The sequence below is a fragment of the Flaviaestuariibacter flavus genome (assembly GCF_004337505.1).
GTDB classification, from domain to species: Bacteria; Bacteroidota; Bacteroidia; order Chitinophagales; family Chitinophagaceae; genus Flavisolibacter; species Flavisolibacter flavus.
The window spans coordinates 69,148-88,736 of sequence record NZ_SJZI01000042.1 but is presented as its reverse complement, the minus strand read 5'-3'; the positions used below and the strand labels follow the sequence as shown (position 1 = coordinate 88,736).

At 57.4% G+C, this 19,589-nt stretch carries 18 protein-coding genes; 8 read left to right on the top strand and 10 right to left on the bottom strand.

The genetic code is table 11. The annotated features are described in order from the left end of the window. Positions 1-16: 16 nt before the first annotated feature. The gene (locus EPD60_RS08380) at positions 17-2,173 is read left to right on the top strand and encodes a prolyl oligopeptidase family serine peptidase (protein WP_131448733.1); all 2,157 of its coding nucleotides are present in this window, start codon (positions 17-19) and stop codon (positions 2,171-2,173) included. Positions 2,174-2,290: 117 nt separating this feature from the next. On the opposite strand, the gene EPD60_RS08375 is transcribed toward EPD60_RS08380, so the two are convergent. The 6 genes from EPD60_RS08375 to EPD60_RS08350 form a co-directional block, all read right to left on the bottom strand. Next, a complete protein-coding gene (locus EPD60_RS08375) occupies positions 2,291-2,644 on the bottom strand; it encodes a hypothetical protein (RefSeq protein ID WP_131448731.1) in 354 nt (117 codons plus the stop codon). Positions 2,645-2,680: 36 nt separating this feature from the next. Continuing rightward, a complete protein-coding gene (locus EPD60_RS08370; protein ID WP_131448729.1) occupies positions 2,681-3,262 on the bottom strand; it encodes a hypothetical protein in 582 nt (193 codons plus the stop codon). Positions 3,263-3,346: 84 nt separating this feature from the next. Further along, positions 3,347-4,516 (bottom strand): type I methionyl aminopeptidase, encoded by a 1,170-nt coding sequence (map, locus tag EPD60_RS08365; protein ID WP_243647788.1) that lies wholly within the window; start codon positions 4,514-4,516, stop codon positions 3,347-3,349. 149 nt (positions 4,517-4,665) lie between these two features. Continuing rightward, positions 4,666-5,109: a hypothetical protein gene (locus EPD60_RS08360; RefSeq protein ID WP_131448727.1), complete on the bottom strand. Its 444-nt coding sequence runs from the start codon at positions 5,107-5,109 to the stop codon at positions 4,666-4,668. A 328-nt stretch (positions 5,110-5,437) separates the two neighbouring features. Further along, positions 5,438-6,604 (bottom strand): HNH endonuclease family protein, encoded by a 1,167-nt coding sequence (locus tag EPD60_RS08355; RefSeq protein ID WP_131448725.1) that lies wholly within the window; start codon positions 6,602-6,604, stop codon positions 5,438-5,440. After that, complete coding sequence (locus tag EPD60_RS08350; RefSeq protein WP_131448723.1) at positions 6,604-7,896, bottom strand: adenine-specific methyltransferase EcoRI family protein; 1,293 nt, start codon at positions 7,894-7,896, stop codon at positions 6,604-6,606. The genes EPD60_RS08355 and EPD60_RS08350 overlap by 1 nt, the downstream gene beginning before the upstream one ends. A 747-nt stretch (positions 7,897-8,643) precedes the next feature. On the opposite strand from EPD60_RS08350, the gene EPD60_RS08345 reads away from it, so the two are divergent. Beyond that, a complete protein-coding gene (locus tag EPD60_RS08345; RefSeq protein WP_131448721.1) occupies positions 8,644-9,354 on the top strand; it encodes a hypothetical protein in 711 nt (236 codons plus the stop codon). Between the two features lie 503 nt (positions 9,355-9,857). Here EPD60_RS08345 and EPD60_RS08340 read toward each other — a convergent pair. From EPD60_RS08340 to EPD60_RS08335, 3 genes are all read right to left on the bottom strand, one after another. Beyond that, positions 9,858-10,184 (bottom strand): hypothetical protein, encoded by a 327-nt coding sequence (locus EPD60_RS08340; protein ID WP_131448719.1) that lies wholly within the window; start codon positions 10,182-10,184, stop codon positions 9,858-9,860. Positions 10,185-10,251: 67 nt separating this feature from the next. After that, complete coding sequence (locus EPD60_RS16950) at positions 10,252-10,413, bottom strand: hypothetical protein (RefSeq protein ID WP_165871478.1); 162 nt, start codon at positions 10,411-10,413, stop codon at positions 10,252-10,254. A gap of 65 nt (positions 10,414-10,478) precedes the next feature. Further along, positions 10,479-11,351: a cyanophycinase gene (locus EPD60_RS08335; protein WP_131448717.1), complete on the bottom strand. Its 873-nt coding sequence runs from the start codon at positions 11,349-11,351 to the stop codon at positions 10,479-10,481. 93 nt (positions 11,352-11,444) lie between these two features. Here EPD60_RS08335 and rlmD point away from each other — a divergent pair, with 93 nt between their 5' ends. The 5 genes from rlmD to cysS all read left to right on the top strand — a co-directional run bounded on the left by rlmD (position 11,445) and on the right by cysS (position 17,899). Continuing rightward, positions 11,445-12,971: a 23S rRNA (uracil(1939)-C(5))-methyltransferase RlmD gene (gene rlmD, locus EPD60_RS08330; protein WP_131448715.1), complete on the top strand. Its 1,527-nt coding sequence runs from the start codon at positions 11,445-11,447 to the stop codon at positions 12,969-12,971. Next, positions 12,968-13,687, top strand: coding sequence for a rhomboid family intramembrane serine protease (locus EPD60_RS08325; RefSeq protein WP_131448713.1), 720 nt, complete (start codon positions 12,968-12,970; stop codon positions 13,685-13,687). The genes rlmD and EPD60_RS08325 overlap by 4 nt, the downstream gene beginning before the upstream one ends. 260 nt (positions 13,688-13,947) lie before the next feature. Continuing rightward, positions 13,948-14,874 carry a rhomboid family intramembrane serine protease gene (locus EPD60_RS08320; RefSeq protein ID WP_131448711.1) on the top strand — a complete coding sequence of 309 codons (927 nt, stop codon included), beginning with the start codon at positions 13,948-13,950 and terminating at the stop codon, positions 14,872-14,874. 190 nt (positions 14,875-15,064) lie between these two features. Continuing rightward, positions 15,065-16,195, top strand: a complete 1,131-nt coding sequence (locus EPD60_RS08315) for an endonuclease/exonuclease/phosphatase family protein (protein ID WP_131448709.1) — start codon at positions 15,065-15,067, stop codon at positions 16,193-16,195. Between the two features lie 210 nt (positions 16,196-16,405). After that, positions 16,406-17,899 (top strand): cysteine--tRNA ligase, encoded by a 1,494-nt coding sequence (cysS, locus tag EPD60_RS08310; protein ID WP_131448707.1) that lies wholly within the window; start codon positions 16,406-16,408, stop codon positions 17,897-17,899. Between the two features lie 122 nt (positions 17,900-18,021). On the opposite strand, the gene mnmC2 is transcribed toward cysS, so the two are convergent. After that, positions 18,022-18,693, bottom strand: a complete 672-nt coding sequence (gene mnmC2, locus EPD60_RS08305; RefSeq protein WP_131448705.1) for a tRNA (5-methylaminomethyl-2-thiouridine)(34)-methyltransferase MnmC2 — start codon at positions 18,691-18,693, stop codon at positions 18,022-18,024. A gap of 95 nt (positions 18,694-18,788) precedes the next feature. Here mnmC2 and EPD60_RS08300 point away from each other — a divergent pair, with 95 nt between their 5' ends. Continuing rightward, the gene (locus EPD60_RS08300; protein ID WP_131448703.1) at positions 18,789-19,577 is read left to right on the top strand and encodes a nucleotidyltransferase domain-containing protein; all 789 of its coding nucleotides are present in this window, start codon (positions 18,789-18,791) and stop codon (positions 19,575-19,577) included. Positions 19,578-19,589 lie beyond the last annotated feature (12 nt).

The following is a 19,589-nucleotide window of genomic DNA, read 5'->3' as shown; positions in this document are numbered from 1 at the left end:
TCAAACTTTTCTTGCTATGAAACCTTTGCTTTTTACCCTAGCCGCCCTTGCATCGCTGGGGGCCGCCGCACAGGCACCGCTCCTCTCCTATCCCATCACGCGTAAGGTAGACACCGTTACCGACTACCACGGGCAAAAGATCGCCGACCCCTACCGCTGGCTCGAAGACGACCGCAGCGAGGAGACGAAGCAGTGGGTAGCCGCGCAAAACAAGGTCACCTTCAGCTACCTCGACCAGATCCCCTACCGCAAGCAATGGATGAAGCGCCTCGAAGAGCTGAACAACTATGCCAAGTACAGCTCGCCCTTCCGCAACAACGAATACTATTATTTCTACAAGAACAACGGCCTGCAGAACCAGAGCGTGCTCTACCGCCAGAAGGGCCTCAACGGCGTGCCCGAGACCGTGCTCGACCCGAACACCTTCTCGGCCGATGGCACCACGGGCCTTGCCACCTTCACTCTTTCCAAAGACGGCAACTATGCCGTGGTAGGCAAATCGGTGGGCGGCTCCGACTGGCGCAGCTTCCACGTAATGGATATGCGCACCCTGCAATACCTCCCCGACTCGCTCGCCTGGGTGAAAGTATCGGGCGCCTCCTGGCAGGGCAACGGCTTCTACTATAGCCGCTACCCGAAGCCCGAAGCGGGCAAGGAGCTTTCCACCAAAAATGAGAACCACCAGGTATGGTTTCACCTCGTGGGCACCCCGCAGGAAAAAGATGTGCTGATCTACGAAGACAAAGCCAACCCGCAGCGCTTTCATACCGCCTTCACCACCGAAGACGAGCGCTACGTGCTGCTCAACATCTCCGACCGCGGCAAGGCCAAAGCCGGCAACAGCCTGATGTACTTCGACAGCCGCAGCGATGACCACAGCTTCAAGCCCCTCATCCGCGAGATCACCGACGACAGCTACAGCTTCATCACCGAGCACAACGGCCGCTTCCTGCTGGCGACCAACAACGGCGCCAAGAACTACCGCATCGTTTCCGTTGATCCCGCCAACCCCGACCCAGCCAACTGGCAGACCGTGGTACCCGAAACATCCGAGGCCATCACCGGCGTGAGCACCGCCGGCGGCAAGCTGTTCGTCACCTACCTCAAAGACGTAACGAGCCGCGTGTACGTCTTCAGCCCCGACGGAAAGAAGGAGCGCGAGATCAGGCTCCCGGGCCTCGGCACCGTGGGCGGCTTCGGCGGCAAGGAGGAAGACACCGAGGTGTTCTTCACCTTCACCTCGATGACCTATCCCAGCACCATCTTCAAGTACGATATCGCCTCCGACAAAAGCACGCTCTTCCGCAAGCCCGAGCTGCCCTTCAACCCCGAAGACTTCGTGACCGAGCAGGTGTTCGTTACCAGCAAGGACGGCACCAGGGTGCCCATGTTCATCGTGTATAAGAAAGGCACGAAGCGCGACGGCTCGGCACCCGCGCTGATGTATGGCTATGGCGGCTTCAACGTGGCTTCCAACCCCTCCTTCTCGGCCACCCGCATCGGCTGGCTGGAACAGGGCGGTGTGTATGCACTCGTGAACATGCGCGGCGGATCGGAGTATGGCGAAAAATGGCACGAGGCCGGCATGCGCGATAAAAAGCAAAATGTGTTCGACGACTTCATCGCCGCCGGCGAATACCTCGTGAACAAGCAATATACCAACAAGGGCAAGCTCGCCATCACCGGCGGCTCCAATGGCGGCACCCTGGTGGGCGCGGTGATGAACCAGCGTCCCGATCTCTTCCGCGTGGCCGTGCCGCAGGTAGGGGTGATGGATATGCTGCGCTTCCAGAAGTTCACCATCGGCTGGAACTGGGTGGCCGAATACGGCTCGAGCGACAACGCGGCCGACTTCAAAAACCTGCTGTCCTACTCGCCCCTCCACAACCTGAAGCCGGGCGTCAACTATCCCGCTACCCTCATCACCACCGCCGACCACGACGACCGCGTGGTGCCCGCGCACTCCTTCAAGTACGCCGCCACCCTGCAGGCCCTGCACAAAGGCCCCAACCCCACGCTGATCCGCGTGGACGTCAACTCGGGCCACGGCGCCTCCAACCTCAAAAAGGCACTGGAAACAACCGCCGATATGTATTCCTTCATCTTCTACAACATGAAGCTCAACCCGAAGTTTGCCGACGGCGGCAAGGGCGGGAAGCCGAAGACGTTCTAATTGGCAGTGAGCGGAAGAACGCAGGTTTCTTATGATTGGTCAACATGAGCGCGGATAGCGCTACTAAGCCGTAGAAATACAAAGGTCCCGGCAGCAGCCGGGACCTTTTCGTTTGTTTCAGGGCAGCGCTCTTAGCTTCACCAGCTCCACCCTGCTGCCGAATGCGCGGAACTCGTATCTCCCGAGCTTCCCTTTCCGGAAGGTGAAAGGCGCCTTCCCGATACGCATTCCTTTGAGCTCCCCGGTGACGACATCATCATCCACCTTACCCACACCGCTGTTGCCGGCAACGCTGAAAACATATGCCGTATCATCAAGACGGGTTACCCGGAGCACCTCGTTGCTGTCTACCTCCGCAGGCTTATCCGCCGGGTAATAATAGCCGGTATAGTCAGCGGGCGGCGCGGCGTTGCAGGCTGCTATCACCGACAGCAGAACGACCGCGAAACTATGTCTCCGAGTTGCAGTCATCAATAATGCTTTCGTTGTTTTGGAATGAAATTCGCCTCAGCGCCGGGCACGGAAGGCAGATGCGCGGAACGAGTCCTCGATCACCTTTCCTTCCGCTTCCTTGTCATAGGCGGTGGTGAAATTGAACTCTTTCCCGCTCACTTCACCAATGAACGTTGTTGTCCAATACGCGCGGCCGCTCTCATTGCGGATCTTATTGTGGAGGGCAATAAACGGGATGCCGTCTACGGTGAGCTCCTCGGTGCTCAGGCTCACCGTCGTGCCCATATTTCCATACACTTCTTTCAGGTAGCCCATCATCCGCTGCACGTATCCCTTCAGCGTGTATGTTGTAATATTTCCGTTGGCTTTGAAGCTGACTGCAATGATGTTCATATCCTCTTCCGGCTTCAGCGAAGCGGCCAGCAGGATCACTTCCTTGTCGGGCTTTTCGGGAGTCTGCCCGCTTTCCCGGACGATGCTGTCGCCCAGGGCCTGTGCCTGCGCAAAATTGTCAACGCGGTATTGATAGGCGGATGGCTTCTCGTATTGCCACAGCATTTTATCAACGCGGTAGTCTTTCTTTTGAGCGATACCGGCGAGGGGCAGCAGGAGCAGCAGGAACAGGTACTTTTTCATGGCAATAGTTGGTTGATTAATGCAGCGCGGAAGGTGCACGGGGTAAAGGTATCTCAAGCGGGCCGATCAGCGACCGGCTGCCGTCTATGCGCCGCGCAGGATCTTTTCCATCTTGCGGCCCTTGGCCAGCTCGTCCACCAGCTTGTCGAGGTAACGCACCTGCCGGGTCAGCGGATTTTCAATATCCTCGATGCGATACCCGCAGATCGTGCCCGTGATCTGCGACGCATTGGGATGCAGCGTGGCCTCCCGGAAAAAGGTCTCGAAGGTGGCCTTCTCCGCGATGAGCGCCCGCAGCCGCTCCTCGTTGAAGCCGGTGAGCCAGCTGATCACCTGGTGCAGTTCTTCTTTTGTCCGCCCTTTCTTTTCCACTTTGGCAACATAGTGCGGGTAAACCGACGCGAAGGTCATCTTCGCGATCCGCTCATTATGGATATCGCTGGTATTCATACGATCAATGATGTTTTTGTGTTTGTCCTGCGGCACCGGTCCGTTCCAGATGCCGTTTATCGCGGTGAGGATGAGCGGCTGCCCGTCGGTGACCACGATGGTGTGCTCGTGCTGCGCCATAAAGCCACCCTTGTTCCCCACCATGGTCCAGCCATCGCCCAGCGTTTCGGCGTAAGTGGACGTGGTGGCAATAAAGGTTTCGATGGCCACAACCGAGTTCTTTTTGAACCGGCCCGTGTTGAAGCGGTCGCGGAAGTTGGCGATCTCTGCCGGCTCCTCGTGCAGGCTGCGGCCCACGCCGTGGCCTGTGAGGTTTTTGATCACCTTGTAGCCGCGCTTCCGGGCTTCGGTTTCGATGAGGTGCCCGATGTCGGCGATCCGCACGCCGCCGCGGATCTGCGCGATGGCCTTCCGCAGGATGTCTTTCGAGGCATCCACCAGCGCCTGATGTCCCTGCAGGTCTTCGCCCAGCACAAAGGAGGCGCCGTTGTCCGACCAGTAGCCACCGAGCTCGGCCGAAACGTCGATGTTCACCAGGTCGCCTTCGCGGAGAATGCGGCTGCCGGAGGGGATGCCGTGGCAGAACTCGTTGTTGACGCTGATGCAGGTCCAGCCGGGAAAGCCATAGGTGAGGTAGGGCGCCGACTTCGCCCCGAAGCCCTCGAGGATGCCGGCGCCGAATTCGTCCAGCTCTTCGGTGCTCATCCCCGGCCGCGCGTAGTTGCGCATTTCCTTCAGCGTGCAGGCAACGGCTTCGCTGGCCTTTTGCATCCCGACCAGCTCGGATTCTTTGGTGATAGACATAAGTGGTTGCTGTTTTTTCCGGCGCAGCAGGCGGCCGGCAACCATAAAGTTATTTCAAGATCAGGAACCAGGGCTACCGTGCGGGCGGCTCAACGCAAATAAAAAGCTGCCCGAAGGCAGCTTTCTTCAATACAAATACACCGGCAGTATCAGTGCCCCTTGGGCGGGTTGTTCCTGGCGAACTCCGCGTAAAAGTCGTCAACCGATTTGATCTGGTCGGCCGTCAGCGGGATCTCGGAGAACTTCTTCTGCTTCTCGGCTTTGAGTTCTGCGATACGGGCGCTGCGGTCGGCTTCGTTGAGGTCGCGCAGCTCGCGGGCGGCGGTCATGCGCATCTCCAGGTTGATTTCGAGCACGCGGTCTACCTGCGCGGCGGTAAGGCCGGTTTTCGCCATCATGCCGGGCTTGAATTGCTCTTTCATCTTCTCCAGCATGGCGGCCTTGTCGGTATTCGGGTTCTGCGCGGCGGCAGTGGACTGCGGCTTCGCGCTTTCTTTGGCGGGCTCTGCCATGGCTGTCTGGCTGGATTGGGCATTGGCCGCGGTTGCGGTGAAGGTGCCGGCGATCAGTGTCAGGATCAGAAGCTTTTTCATAATCGGGGTTTTAGTTTGTTGAAAAGGAAAGTTATTTCCTCTGTTCACCCCTTCATAGGGAAAGCCATATGGGCGGCGTTAACCAACGTTAATAAAGGCGGCTTTTTTTGTACCGGGAGCGAACGGGCGGGGTTGGGCTGTCTGAAATCTACATGACTCGTCGCTTAAGTGCGTGTAGGCAGTTGGCTATTTATCCGGAGAGCAGGCGTGTAAAGTGTCGCCGGGTACTACGGCTTATGCGCAGCCTTGGTTGCAGCTAACGGAAGGGGCTTTTCTCCGTGCGGTCGAACCATAGTTGCTACGCGACATAAGCAATAGCATACCAATCCTACTTATTTCCCTTGGCGCGATTGTGGGTAATGCATAGCATTTGGCAGTTCTTAGCCGAACTGTCGCCGCCCTTGCTCCACGCAGAAACATGGTCTGCATCCATTTCGTTGAACTCGTAAATTCTTTCCTTATTTGCGTCATGACCCACAGCGCAAAGTGGACAGTTAGATTTACTCTTTGCCTTTGCCTCTTTCGTTTGTTTCTCATAAACCGAATGTGTTGTGGCTTCTTCGAACAAGCGAACTTCCAAAAGCTTCTTTTCTTGTTTACCGCCGAGAATGAATTCAAAGATTCCGCGCTTCTTCTTTACGTAGAAGTCGGAATATAATTGCTTTACATCGGCAGACACCTGATCTGGTTTGTATGACTGGGAATGATACTGCTCGTATAGCCTACCCCACTCCAGTCCCTGCATCTCCTTTTTCACGTCCTTGAAGACAGTGGAAACCCAGTCGATCACACTATTGAAATAGTTCTTCAATTCCTTAATGTTGCTATCATTACGATGAGCGCTCATGTAAGCACCGATGTCGCCTTTGCTCACCCACTCTAGTGCCCTTTCCAGAAACTCCTGCCGGTTTGCGCTGCCCTTAACATACGCACTCCACTTTTGAATGTTGGCATTTTGACTGTTGCTGAACTCAGCCTTCGCTAGGGTAACGAACGTTCCCGAATAGATGGCATTTAATAATTCTTGGGGCGTGAGCGGCACGCCTGCGATATTAATAGTTTCAAACCATTGTTTTATCTCGGTTTCTGTGCCTTCACACTCATAAATCAGCAGTCTGGAACCCTTTATCTTATCTTGTTGATCACGGGGAAGGCTGTCAAAGTTCTTCGGATTGCCATTGTCTATGATAGCAAACTTATTGGTAACAAACCGTCCAATACTAGTGATTCGCTGCTGGCCATCTAAAACTTCAAACCTGTCATTCGAAACCGTATTGAAATAAATTAGTCCAAGGGGGTATCCTTTAAGCAATGATTCAATGACGGCAGCTTCTTTTTTCCCTCCGCCATCCGCATAGATGTAATTCCGTTGATATTCCGGCTGAATCGTAAGTTTTCCACCCAAACCGTAGAGCCCTTTACCTTCTAATTGGTTGTATACAAATCCATCGCAGATGTCGGCGACAGTGATCTCGGTCTTCAAAGTTGTATTCATTATAGTTTTGGTTTTAGGTTATTGCGATGACGTATAATTATACGGCAATAAGTTTTAATGTAGAGGTCATCGCCGACTTTGTAGTATGTTTCATCGCTTGGAGCATTTGTAATCTTAATTGCAGCGCCATCGTTCAGTTTCGTAACCTCTGATCGTCTCCCGTCTTTGCTGATTTGAATTTGCTTTGGATAGATCTTCGAGGCATTGCCATCCCATGACTGTGTAATTGCCAAAATCTCAAACTGCTCCGGGTTGTATTTGTCAAGGAACGTAATTGGAACACCCATATTTCCTTCGTAGTCGCTTGGAATCTCTTTGTATGTACTAACTTCAATTGCGTCGTAATTGTCGTACCGATCGTAAGCTGCCTTTCCACCTAGGTTCTTGCTGAACCGCAAGTTGTCGGCCATAGTCATAAGATGTAAAGGATCGTGACGGCGACCATGGTCCAAATTTGTAAACCAGCACGACGTCGAAACTCGCGCGATCTTTTTACCTGTAGTCTTGTCGATGTGATGAAATTCCGTCCAGGTATCTGGCACCTCGAAAAACATACCGACGTTGAAGTTTGTGCAGCCTAGCCACATTTTGTTGTCCTTAATAAGCGGGAAGACTTCCTTGTACGTGATTGAATTTGTATTCCCGATGATTAAAAACTTCTTGCGATGTGCCACAAGCTGGGCAACATACACACGGAAAAGCGAAAATGGCGGGTTGCTCACTACGATGTCAGCCTCTTTGAGCAATGCAATACATTCACTGCTACGGAAGTCACCTCCCGGATATCTATTGTCTGCTTTCAATGCAATCCTAGATGCATTGTTTCGCTTAAGGAAAATTTCAACATCGGTCATATTCGCTGCGCCGTCTCCGTCCTCGTCTTTCACGTGGTCGAGGATAACAGCAAGCGCTTGAGGCTTCTCGCGATTACCATCCACCCCTTCATATTCCGGAAACAAAGTTCCCTGCCCAGCAATTGGTGAGCCGTCGTAGCTGGTGGCGACAAGTTTTTTTAGGCCGAGCCTATTGAAGTTCGTAGCAAAGTATTTAAAAAAATTGCTTTCGAATGGATCGTCACAATTGCAGTATACAACCTTTTCGCGAAAGGTGTCAGGGTTAAACTCAAGGTAAGCTTCGATCTCCTTTTGGATGTCAATGTACTGGGTGTAGAACTCGTCATTCTTTGCCTTCTTAGCAGCACCTAGTCCTCGATTTAGCGTTTTGGTCGGTAAAGGTTCCATTTCCGCCCTCTGGGTATTCTTTTTTTTTGCGGTTACAGCTTTGGCTTTCATTAATCAATTATACATGTGTTTCTGAGAAACTTATTATCATGTGCCGATTGAGCTCCGGCGTTTCGCACAACATTTATTTATCCGCCACAAGATACACCGCCCCTTGCGCCTATCCAACCCCGCCCCTGGCTTCCCGTAGTAATACCGTTTGGACGGTTCCCAAGTGGCAACACAAGAATCCTGTTTCCGCAAGCCAATCTCTGGTCCACAACAACCCCGCTTGAAATCACCCGGCACTTCACCTCGCTGACAACCGGCAAGCTCCAAACCGCACCAAACATCACCCAGATGCCATCGGAGAACGCCCAAACAACATCAAACAACCTCCAAAAACCACCCAACATCGCCTAAACGAAAGCGCACAACGCCCGGAAGGCAGCGCACAATGCCTGGATGACAGCTAACATTGCCCAGACGGCAGCGAGCAACGTCTAAACGCGAGCGAACATCGGCTGGAAGACAGCCGACACTGCCTGGATGGCAGCCGACAACGCCTAAACGACAGCCGACAAGGCCCGGACGAAACGCGAAATTGATTTTTTATCTAAGTATCTATCAATCACTTACGCTCAAAATTTGCAGTTTTCAGGTAGGTGCCGGCCGCGGGCGCTTGCCGGTTCGGCCCCCTTTCGCTAACTTTAAGACAACCGACTGCAAATACACCACCCGGAGCGCCATTACCCCTGAAACCAACACCACAGCCCCTGGAAGACGCCGTATTGAAAACCCTTAAAATTTTACTGCGTTATGAATCCCATCAAACCCCTGAACAAGCGGCAGGAATGCCAGTTCAACATGGTGCAAACAACCGTTTCCGTTTTTAACGAGTACGCCCGCGTCGTCACTACCATCGCGGCCCTGCGGCGGCATGCGGCGCGGCTGGGCCAGCTCAAAGAAAGCATCGCCGAAATGGCCGGCCTCCGCATCGGCGGCGGCGGCGCCGCCGGAACAAAAGAAGGATACCGCAAGCAGGTGGAAGAGGCGCTCGGGGAAGTGAGCGGGCTGCTGCTTTCGCTGGCCAACGAGGGCGGCGACAACAGCCTTAAGGCACTGGTGTCTTTCGCGCCTTCTTATTTACAATCGGTACGCGACGGCGAGCTGCCTATCCTCGCCCGCCGCATCCTCGTGGAGGCCCGCGGCCGCGAAGCGGTGCTCACCTCCGACTGGGGCATGGATGCACAAACGCTCACCGACCTCGAAGCCAATATCGGCCGCTTCGACGAGAGCAGTCCCGCGCCGCAACGCGCCATCCAGCACCGGGCCGCCAGCACGGTTACCCTTAAAGACCTCTTCTCGCAGGTCAACATCCTCCTCCACGAAAGCCTCGACCCGCTGATGCGCGGCCTCCGCAAAAAGCACCCCGAGCTGTTCGCGGCCTACACCGCGGCGCGCGTCATCCGCGACAACCCCACACGCCCTGCCGCCACACCGGCTGCCGGCACCACCGGCGCGGCGTAATAACCCGCACGCGGATCCGTAGAACTACAAAAAGCCCCGGCGCTTGCCGGGGCTTTTCTTTTATCTGGCCCCATCAGAATCTACCTCAATCAGATCGTAAACAACGGAGCAGGAGCGTTTGGGAATTTAACCGCAGAGGGACAGGCAGAAATACATTCCTGTTCGAAGTTTCCTCCTTGATGTAATTGCATTTGGTCCGGCGTTGCGGGAGCGCGCGGGCGCGGCTGCGGGCAGCCTGCTTCACGGCTTTTAAGATCAGGAAGTCAATCATGCTTACGTTGCGTGTTGCTACCTGCTCTAAATCCGAGGAGCGAGATCCTGATGCTGCGCATCAGGATGACAGGAAACCGGGAGTGTGCGACGGGCGGCCCGTGTAGCACTTCCCTGCCCGGGAACAGCAGCCGGGCCGCCCTGTCAGATATCCCACGCCTGCTGTTATCCTGATCGCCTGCGATCAGGATCTGACCCCAGTTGCTTTCAGCAGTGACCGGGGCATAGCGAATTCAGCGCCTGCGGGGCCGGTTGCGGCGGGCAAAATCAACGCCCCACCACACGAGCCCCACGAGGATGAACCAGGCGCCGGTGCCGAGGCCGAAGGCCGTCAGCACCACGCCGCAGGCAACGAGGAGGAGCGCCGCGGTGGCCTGCAGGCGCTGCTCGCGGTGGGCCACCTTTTGCGCGATGCGCGCGCCGAGCGCATTCATGAAGGCCGCCGCCTCGGCATCGGTATAGCCCAACTCAAGGAGGTCCTGCCGCACCTCGCCGAGGGGGTAACCTTTCCGGGTTTTCTCATCGTATGCCGCCAGCAGCTTTTCGTCAATTGTTCTCATGGTAGTAGTGTCAGGGCCGCGCGTCTTTTGCCTGTGCGCGGAGCGGAACTCTTTTTTGGGAAGTGGATTAATGCATGCAGCCCATATAAATTTTACTCTTCACCACGTAGGCGCCGGGCTGCTGGGCGCGCAGGAGGCGCAGGGCGCTGTCGGCCTTTTGTTCGCCGCTACCGTTGCAGGAAGCAAAGAAGCCGGCCGCCAGCAGCGCGGCCAGGAGCTGGAGTTTCATGCACCCAATTTCGGGAATTTCACCGGCAGGCGCATTCGGTTCTCCTTTTGCGCAACGGCATCCTGTTATACATGCGGTGGGTTGCGCCGCGGGATGCGGTATTCGTCGTCGGCCGACAGGATGTGCATCTTCAGGTTGCGGATGGTGAGGGGCTTTTCATTGGTGAAGTCTTCAATGCTCGTTTCCGTTATATCGAATCCTTCGAGCACGATGATGGTGCCGGTGCCCACCACCTGGCCTTCGATCCCGTTGCGGATAATGATGGCCGTGTCTTCCTCGATGCCGATGCCCACGCAGCCGGGGTTGGTAACGATCACCTGGGCCATCCGCACCACGCGGCCGCGGTGCACGAAGTGGGTATCGATGCATACATCCTTGAGGAACTCGAGGCCGGTGGTCACCTTGATCATGCCGCCGAGCTCCTGCACCTCGTCGTTGCCGGCGTAGATCATCGGCGTGGACATAGCCATGGCGCCGGCGCTGGTGCCGGCCACCACGATCTCCTCATAGATATACCGCTCCTTCAGGAGGGTGAGGAAGGGAGTGCCGCCGTAGATGGAGGTGTATTTGAGCTGGTCGCCGCCGGCGAAGAAGATGCCATCGAGGTCGCGTATCCGGTCGAGCATGGCTTCGTCGTCGAGTGCCGCCTTCCGCGAATCGTGGTGGATGTGGCCCACATGGCGCATGCCGAGCTCCCCGAAGGCCTTCACGTAGTCTTTGAACAATTCGTCGCCCTCGGAGCTGGCGGTGGTCACCACCTCGATGCGCGGCTCTTTCTTGCCGAGCAGCTTGCGGAAGTCCTTGAGGATCTCGAAGCGCTCGAAGTCGGATGGTGTATGCTTCTTTTTCGCCTGCTCCTCGCCTTTGTTTTCCGCCCCGCCGATGATGAGCAGGGTACCCCTGGGCACGGGGCACCTGGACCGATGTTCTTTTGCCATGCTGTTATTCTTTGGGTACCGGGAGCGCAGCAATCCTTACGCCATCGTAGGGCTGCCGCCCGTTGCGCCACGCGCTTCCCGTACTTTTGAGGCGTGAGAAGAAAACAGAAGCCGCGCTTTATCGAAGGCCTTACCGTGGAGGCCTATGCCGCCGAAGGCAAATCGCTCGCCCGCCACGAGGGCAAGGTCATATTTATCGAGGGCGCCGTGCCCGGCGACGTGGTGGACATCCGCCTCGGCAAAAGCAAGAAAGACTGGGCCGAGGGCCACGTGGAGCGCTTCCTGCAATATGCCCCCAACCGCACGATGCCTTTCTGCCAGCACTTCGGCGTGTGCGGCGGCTGCCAGTGGCAGATGTTGCCCTACGAAAAGCAGCTCGAGTACAAGCAGCAGCAGGTGATGGACAACCTGACCCGCATCGGCAAGGTGCAGCTGCCGCCCTTCGAGCCCATCCTGGGCGCGCCGGAGGATAAGTTTTATAGGAATAAGCTGGAGTATACGTTCAGTACGAAAGAGTTTACGCCGGGGCGGCCCATGCGGAAAGAGCCATCGCCCCAGGAAGACCCATCCCCCCGGCCCCCTTCCCAATGGGAAAGGGGAGCGACTCCCCTCCCTTTGGGAGGGGTCGGGGGTGGGTCTTTGCCCCCCGAAGGTGAATCCTACAACGACCCCGCCCCCGGCGCTGCCGGCTTCCACGCCCGCGGCTTCTTCGAAAAAGTAGTGGCCATCGAAAAGTGCTGGCTGCAGGATGACATCAGCAACCGCATCCGCAACGGCATCCGCGACTTCGCGCGCGCCAACGGCGTTTCCTTTTACGATATCCGCGCCCACGTAGGTGCCCTCCGCACCATGCAGGTGCGCCTCTGCACCACCGGCGAGCTGATGGTCAACATCGTGTTCGGCAACGACAACGCCCGGGAACGCAACAAGGTGATCGATTATGTAAAGGCGAACTTCCCCGAGATCACCACGCTGCTGTATACCGTCAACCTCAAATGGAACGACTCCCTGCACGACCTGGAGCCGGTAACCGTTACGGGCAACGGCTTCGCCCTCGAGGCGCTCGAAGGCTTCCAGTTCAAGATCGGGCCCAAGAGCTTTTTCCAGACCAACACGAAGCAGGCCGAGCGCCTCTACCAGGTAACGCGTGAATTCGCGGAGCTCGACGGCTCGCAGGTGCTTTATGACCTCTATTGCGGCACCGGCTCCATCGGCATCTTCTGCAGCGCCGGCGCCAGAAAGATCGTGGGCGTGGAGCTCATCGAAGACGCCATCGAAGACGCGAAGCAGAATGCCGCGCTCAACGGCATCGAAAAGGCCTTCTTCACCGCCGGCGACGTCATTGACGTGTGCAACGACGAGTTCTTCGCCGTCCACGGCCGCCCCGACGTCATCATCACCGACCCGCCGCGCGCGGGCATGCACGACAAGCTGGTGCAGAAGATCCTGGAGATGGAAGCGCCGACGGTGGTGTACGTTTCGTGCAACCCCGCCACCCAGGCCCGCGACCTCGCCGGCCTCGACGCCAAATACGAAGTGACCCGCGTACGGCCCGTAGATATGTTTCCCCATACCCACCACATCGAAAACGTGGTGCAACTCAAACTCCGCAAGCCATGAGCCGTTTCGACTATTACCGCCCCAACGCGATGCCGCCCGTAGTGAAGAACCTGATCATCATCAACGCGATCGTGTTCTTTGCCCAGCTGATGCTCGATTCGCAGTACAACATCACCGATAACTTCCTGACGCTTGCGCCCCTGGTGCCCAAGGGCCTCCTGCAATACCTGCCGGAAGGGTTCCGTACGTTCCAGCCCTACCAGATCGCAACGCATATGTTCACCCACGGCAACTTCGGGCATATCCTGTTCAATATGTTCTCGCTGTGGACCTTTGGCAAGCTGCTCGAAACCGTTTGGGGGCCGAAGCGCTTCCTGCTGTTTTACCTGGCCTGCGGCGTTGGCGCCGCCCTGATGCATCTTGCCATTCAATATTACCGGTGCACGGAGCTGCTGCAGGCCGCGCAGGCCAACGACATGGCGGGCGTTGAGCGCTACCAGGGCGCACTGGCCGGGGCGGTGGGTGCATCGGGTGCCATTATGGGTCTCTTTGCCGCATTTGCCTTCCTGTTTCCCAACACAGAACTGTTTATCATGTTCATCCCGGTGCCCATCAAAGCCAAGTGGGTGGTGCTGCTGATGGCGGCCTACGACGTGCTCGGCGGGCTCGGCGTTACCAATGATAATATCGCCCACTTTGCGCACCTCGGCGGGGCGCTCACTGGCTTTATAATTGTACTATTCTGGCAGAAGACAAACCGCCGGCAGCTGTACTGATTGACGGGCGCAACCGACGCGAAGCGTCATTGCAAGCGAAGCGAAGCAAACTCCACGACCTTTAGACTGACCGTAACCGGAGAAGGGCTTTAGGTCGAAAATTTTTCAGGCTATAACTACCCTGCGTAAACCCGGAGTTTGCTTCGCTTCGCTCGCAATGACGGCCGAAGGCCGTCCCTCCGGCAGCAACACGCTCGCATGCGTTGCCTCACGATTGACGATTCACGATTGACGAACCGCCCCTAACCTAACTTTGCACTATGGCCTACTATTCCCAGCAAAACCGAAAAAAGCTCACCGTAGGCGCGGATGGAAACGCCCTGATGAACCTCATTGCCATCCTGCTGATGGTCTTCATCATTTTTGCGTTCATCGAGGTGGTGTACACGTTCACCTTCGCCAAAGAAGGGTCGGCGCGCTACCACGCCGAAGTGTTTCCCTACATGGCGATGCCCGCCGACTTCCGTACGCTGCTCTCCCGTCCCTGGACCTTCCTAACGCATCCCTTCCTCCACGACGGTGTGCTGCCGATGCTTTCGGCGGCGCTCTGGCTCTGGGCCTTCGGTTATATTTACCAGGATCTTACCGGCTACCGCAAGCTGATCCCGCTGTTCCTGTACGGATCCTACGCCGGCGCGATTGCCTTCCTGCTGATCGAGAACCTCATTCCCTCGCTGCATGCCGGGGCGGGCAACCTGATGCTGCTCGGCGCGGGCAACGGGGTGATGGCCATCGCCGTGGCCACCGCCGTACTGGCACCCAACTTCCGCATCTTCCCGATGATCCGCGGCGGCATCCCGCTGTGGGTGCTCACGGTGATCTACGCCATCATCGACCTGGCCACCATTCCTTATACGGCACCCGGGCTCCACGCGGCCCGCATCGCCGCGGCGGCCATGGGCTTTGTTTTCCAGACGCAGGCCTCCCGCGACCACGACTGGAGCGCACCCCTCAACGGCGCCTGGGACTGGCTCACCAACCTGTTCAACCCCGACGCACCGGGCAAGCGCGCACGCAAAGACGAGCTCTACTACAAAGCCACCGTGCCGCCCTACCGCAAGCAGGGCAACTACACCCAGCAACGTGTAGACGAGATCCTCGACAAGATCAACCAGAAAGGCTTCAAGAGCCTCACCGAAGAAGAAAAGGAGATCCTGAAGCGCGCGAGCAGCGATGGCAACATCTGAGAAATCTCAGATGTCAGATCGCAGATATCAGAATTACTATCCTCAAGTAGCCGGTCGCATTGCTTTTGGATCTTTCAGCCAACATCAGGTCGTTTGTTGAGCGTTAAAAATTGACCGCGTCTCCACTTTGCCCACAGCACCGATCCGAGATCTGACATCCGAGATCTTAGATCTTCTTTAATTTGCGTATATGGCAGGCAAGGCGCGGCTACTCGCGCGGCGAACATTTCTGATCATTAACGGCATTATCGTATTGCTGTTCCTGCTTTCGTGCCTCGCCCCCTATCTCAACCCGCAGCGCTGGTGGTTCATTGCCGTCCTGGGGCTCGGCTTCGCCGCCACGCTGAGCACGCTGCTCCTCTTCCTGGTCTTTACCCTGATCGTCAAGCCGCGCTATGCCCTCCTTTCGGTGGCGGCGCTGCTGCTTGGATTCCGCAGCATCGCGGTTTTCTTTGCCTTCAGCGGCGGCGGCGCGCAGAGCGCCGGCTACGCGCCCCGGAAGGGAGCACACAGCCTCCGCGTGGTGCATTGGAATGTGGCCCGCTTTATCGAGCAGCGCCGCAACAACAACGAAGGCAGCCAGACCCGCCAGAAGATGCTCGACCAGCTGCGTAAGCAGAACGCCGACATCATCTGCTTCCAGGAATTCATGCAGGCCACGGGAAAAGAATTTTACGACAACCTGGGCTACATCCGCAACACCCTCGGCTATAAATATTTCTACTTCCCGCGCGGCGAAGGTTTTAAGAACTGGTACGGGCAGGCCATCTTCTCGCGCTACCCGCTGATCGACACCGGCTACCTCACCTTCCCGCGCCCGGGAACACCCGAAAAGCTCCTTTGGGCCGACGTGGTGCTGGGGGGACGCAACATCATCCGTATTTATACAAGCCACCTGCAGTCGTACAAGCTGGAGAAGGACGACTACGAGCGCATCGAGAAGATCAAGAACCGCGAAGACAGCCTCATCCCCAACTCGCTCAGCCTCTGGAGTAAACTGAAGCGGGCCACGGCCATCCGGGCCGTGCAGGCCGACATCGTGCGCGACGTCCTCGACCGCTGTACCTATCCCATCGTCTTCACCGGCGACCTCAACGACGTGCCCAACTCCTACGCCTACCAGACCGTCCGCGGCCGCCTGCAGGATGCTTTCCTGCAAAAAGGCTTCGGCATCGGCCGCACCTACAACGCCCTGGCCCCCACCCTCCGCATCGACTACATCTTCACCACCCGCGACTTCAAGGTGCTGCAGTTCCGGCGCATCGCCCGCGACCTGAGCGATCACTATATGCTGGTGGCGGACCTGGAGTGGAAGCGATAAAAGGTTCTGAGGTTCTATGGTTTTAGGGTTCTGTGGTTGGTTTTGCCAACCTTTCAACCTAACCTCAGAACCATAGAACCTCAAAACCCCAGAACCCCTATCTTTGATTTCATGATCGCCTACCGGTACATCCGCTGCTGTTGTTGTTGCTGAGCCCTGCTCCCGGAACGGTATTTTATTTCCTGACGATCACATCCCCTATTTATTGCTATGAGCACACTCAAGATCTATAACTCCTACTCCCGCGAGAAGGAGGAGTTTCAATCCATTACGCCCGGCCACGTGGGCATGTACGTGTGCGGCCCCACCGTGAGCGGCGAAAGCCACCTGGGCCACGCGCGCCCCTATATCACCTTCGACGTGGTGTACCGCTACCTTACCCACCTCGGCTACAAGGTGCGCTACGTGCGCAACATCACCGACGCCGGCCACTTCGAGGAAGAAGGCCGCGCCGCCGAAGACAAGATCTCCAAAAAGGCCGTACTCGAAAAGCTCGAGCCGATGGAGCTGGTGCAGAAGTACACCAACCTCTTTCACTGGGCCATGGAACGCTTCAATAACATCCCGCCCTCCATCGAGCCCACGGCCACCGGCCACATCGTGGAGCAGATCGGGATGATCCAGGAACTCATTCGCCAGGACTATGCCTACGAGGTGAACGGCTCGGTGTATTTCGACGTAAAGAAATACGCCGCCGGCCACGACTACGGCAAGCTCTCCGGCCGTGTGCTCGACGAGCTGCTCAACACCACCCGTGAGCTCGAAGGCCAGGAAGAGAAGCGCAACAAAGAGGACTTCGCGCTGTGGAAGGCCGCGCCGCCCGAGCACATCATGCGCTGGCAAAGCCCCTGGGGCGAAGGCTTCCCGGGCTGGCATATCGAGTGCTCCGCCATGGCCACCAAGTACCTCGGAACGCAGTTCGACATCCACGGCGGTGGCATGGACCTCCAGTTTCCGCACCATGAAAGCGAGATCGCGCAGAGCACGATCTGCAACCACGTGCCGCCCGTGCGCTACTGGATGCATAACAACATGATCACCATCAACGGGCGCAAGATGGGCAAGAGCTACAACAACGTGATCAAGCTCACCGAGTTGTTCAGCGGCAACCATCCCGAGCTCGAGAAGGCTTATGCGCCGATGACGGTGCGTTTCTTCATCCTGCAGACCCACTACCGCTCCACGCTCGACTTCTCCAACGATGCGCTGCAAGCCGCGGAGAAAGGCCTGAAGCGCCTCATGGAGCCGCACACGTGGTTCCAGGGCATCACGCTCCCGGCAGCCGGTGCGGCAAGCGATGCGGAGCTCGATCAGAAGATCCGCAACCTGCTGGCGGAACTCGAAGCATTCATGAGCGATGATTTCAACACGGCACGCGTGCTGGCCAGCCTTTTTGAGATCGTTCCGGTGCTGAATTCATTCAAGGATAAAGTACTGCCATTGGAGACCCTTTCGGCCGAAACGCTTTCCCTGCTGCAGTCGCAGCTGAAGCTGTTCGTGGAGGACATCCTTGGCCTGCGCCAGGAAGACGATGCCGCCTCCGGCAAGCTGAAGAGCGTCATCGACATCCTCATCGACCTGCGCAAGGAAGCCCGCGCCAATAAAGACTGGAAGACATCCGACCGTATCCGCAACCAGCTTGCCGAAGCCGGCATCCAGCTGAAGGACGAGAAGGACGGGGGAATGAGCTGGGCGCTTGCCTGACGGCAAGCTTGAACCGCAGAATATCGATCAAGGAATAGCGAATTACGAAGGGAAGTCTGATCTGACTTCCCTTTTTTATGATCCATCCCTTCGATATACCGCGGTTCATTGTTCCTTGTTCGTCATTCGCGCGGTTTCACCGCGCGCACCATCTCCCGCTTTCCCCAGGGGCCCGGCGGCTTGGTTACATGAAAGCCCGCTGCCATCATGGCCTTGCGCACCACCGTCTTGGAGCAATAGGTAGTGAGCAGGCCGCCGGGAAGAAGTAGTTCATATAGTTGCCGGAAGCGCTCCTCGGTCCAGAGGTGCGGCTGCGCGGCGGGTGCGAAGGCATCGTAATAAATGACATGAAACCGGGTAGGCAGCTGCAGCTCCTCGAGCAGCACAATGTCCTTGCGCAGCGTGAACCACGGATGGATCTCCGTTTCCATATCCCAGGGCGCCGCGTGCAGGGCGCTGAAGAGGGCCCGCTCCTGCAGGTCGTCGCCGTAGCCGAGCGATTCCGCCTCGGCAGCCGGCAGCGGGTAGGCCTCGATGGACACATACTGGATAAAACGCCGGCGCTCCCGCGCTTCGATGGCGGTGAGCAAAGCATTGAGGCCGGTGCCGAAACCCATTTCGAATACCGACAAGGGTCCTTCCGGGAAACGGGCGAAAGCGTCTTTGAGCCCGGCATCGAGGAACACATGCCGCGACTCCTCGATGGCGCCGTGACGTGAATGATAGGTCACCTTTAACTCCGGCACTTCCACTGTACGCGATCCGTCTTTGGTAGCAATGATGCGGCGTTCCATGAAGCAAATGTCGGCAAAAGCCGTTCGTTGATTTTCGGTGCCAGCTGCAACAACCTTGGCGCAAATGATTTTTCTTGCGGGCTAAACAAAGCAGCATGATCCAGCAACAATTCGCGCAGCGGGTGACCGACATTGTACGTAACGACGAAGACGTGCTCGGGCTCGCCGCGGCGGGCTCCTGGATCAGCGGCACCCTCGACGAATGGTCGGACCTCGACCTCGTGCTGGTAACGCGCGAAAAGATCGGCGGCGACGGTCAGGCCATGCTGCGGGTGGCAGCCCGCTTCGGCAGCCTGCTCAGCGGCTTTACGGGCGAGCATGTGGGTGAGCCGCGCGTGCTCATCTGCCTCTACGACAACCCGCTGCTGCACGTAGACATCAAGTTCGTCACCCTCAAAGAATTCGGCGCGGGCCGCATCGAAACGCCGGTGCTGCTCTTCGACCGCGACGGCGGCCTGCAGGCCGCCATCAATAACAGCGAGGCCCGCTGGCCGCAGCCCGACCCGCAGTGGATCGAAAACCGCTTCTGGACCTGGATCCATTATGCCCTGCTCAAGATCGGCCGCGGCGAATACTTCGAAGCCCTCGACTTTCTCTCCTGTCTGCGCCAGCTGGCGCTCGGCCCGCTGCTGCAGCTGCGCCGCCGCGGGCTGCCGCGCGGCGTGCGCCGCATCGAGCAGGAGCTTCCCGCCGAAGACCAGGAGCTGCTGAAAGCTACCGTGGCCGGCCACGACCGCGCCTCCCTGACAGACGCCGTGATCGCCTGCATCAGGCTTTACCGCACCCTCCGCAACGACCTCGAAGGCCCCGGCTTCATCGCCCAGGCACGCACCGAAGAAGCCGTGCTTCGTTACCTGCACCGTTTTCGCTACGGAGGTAGCTGAGTGCTATCTTTA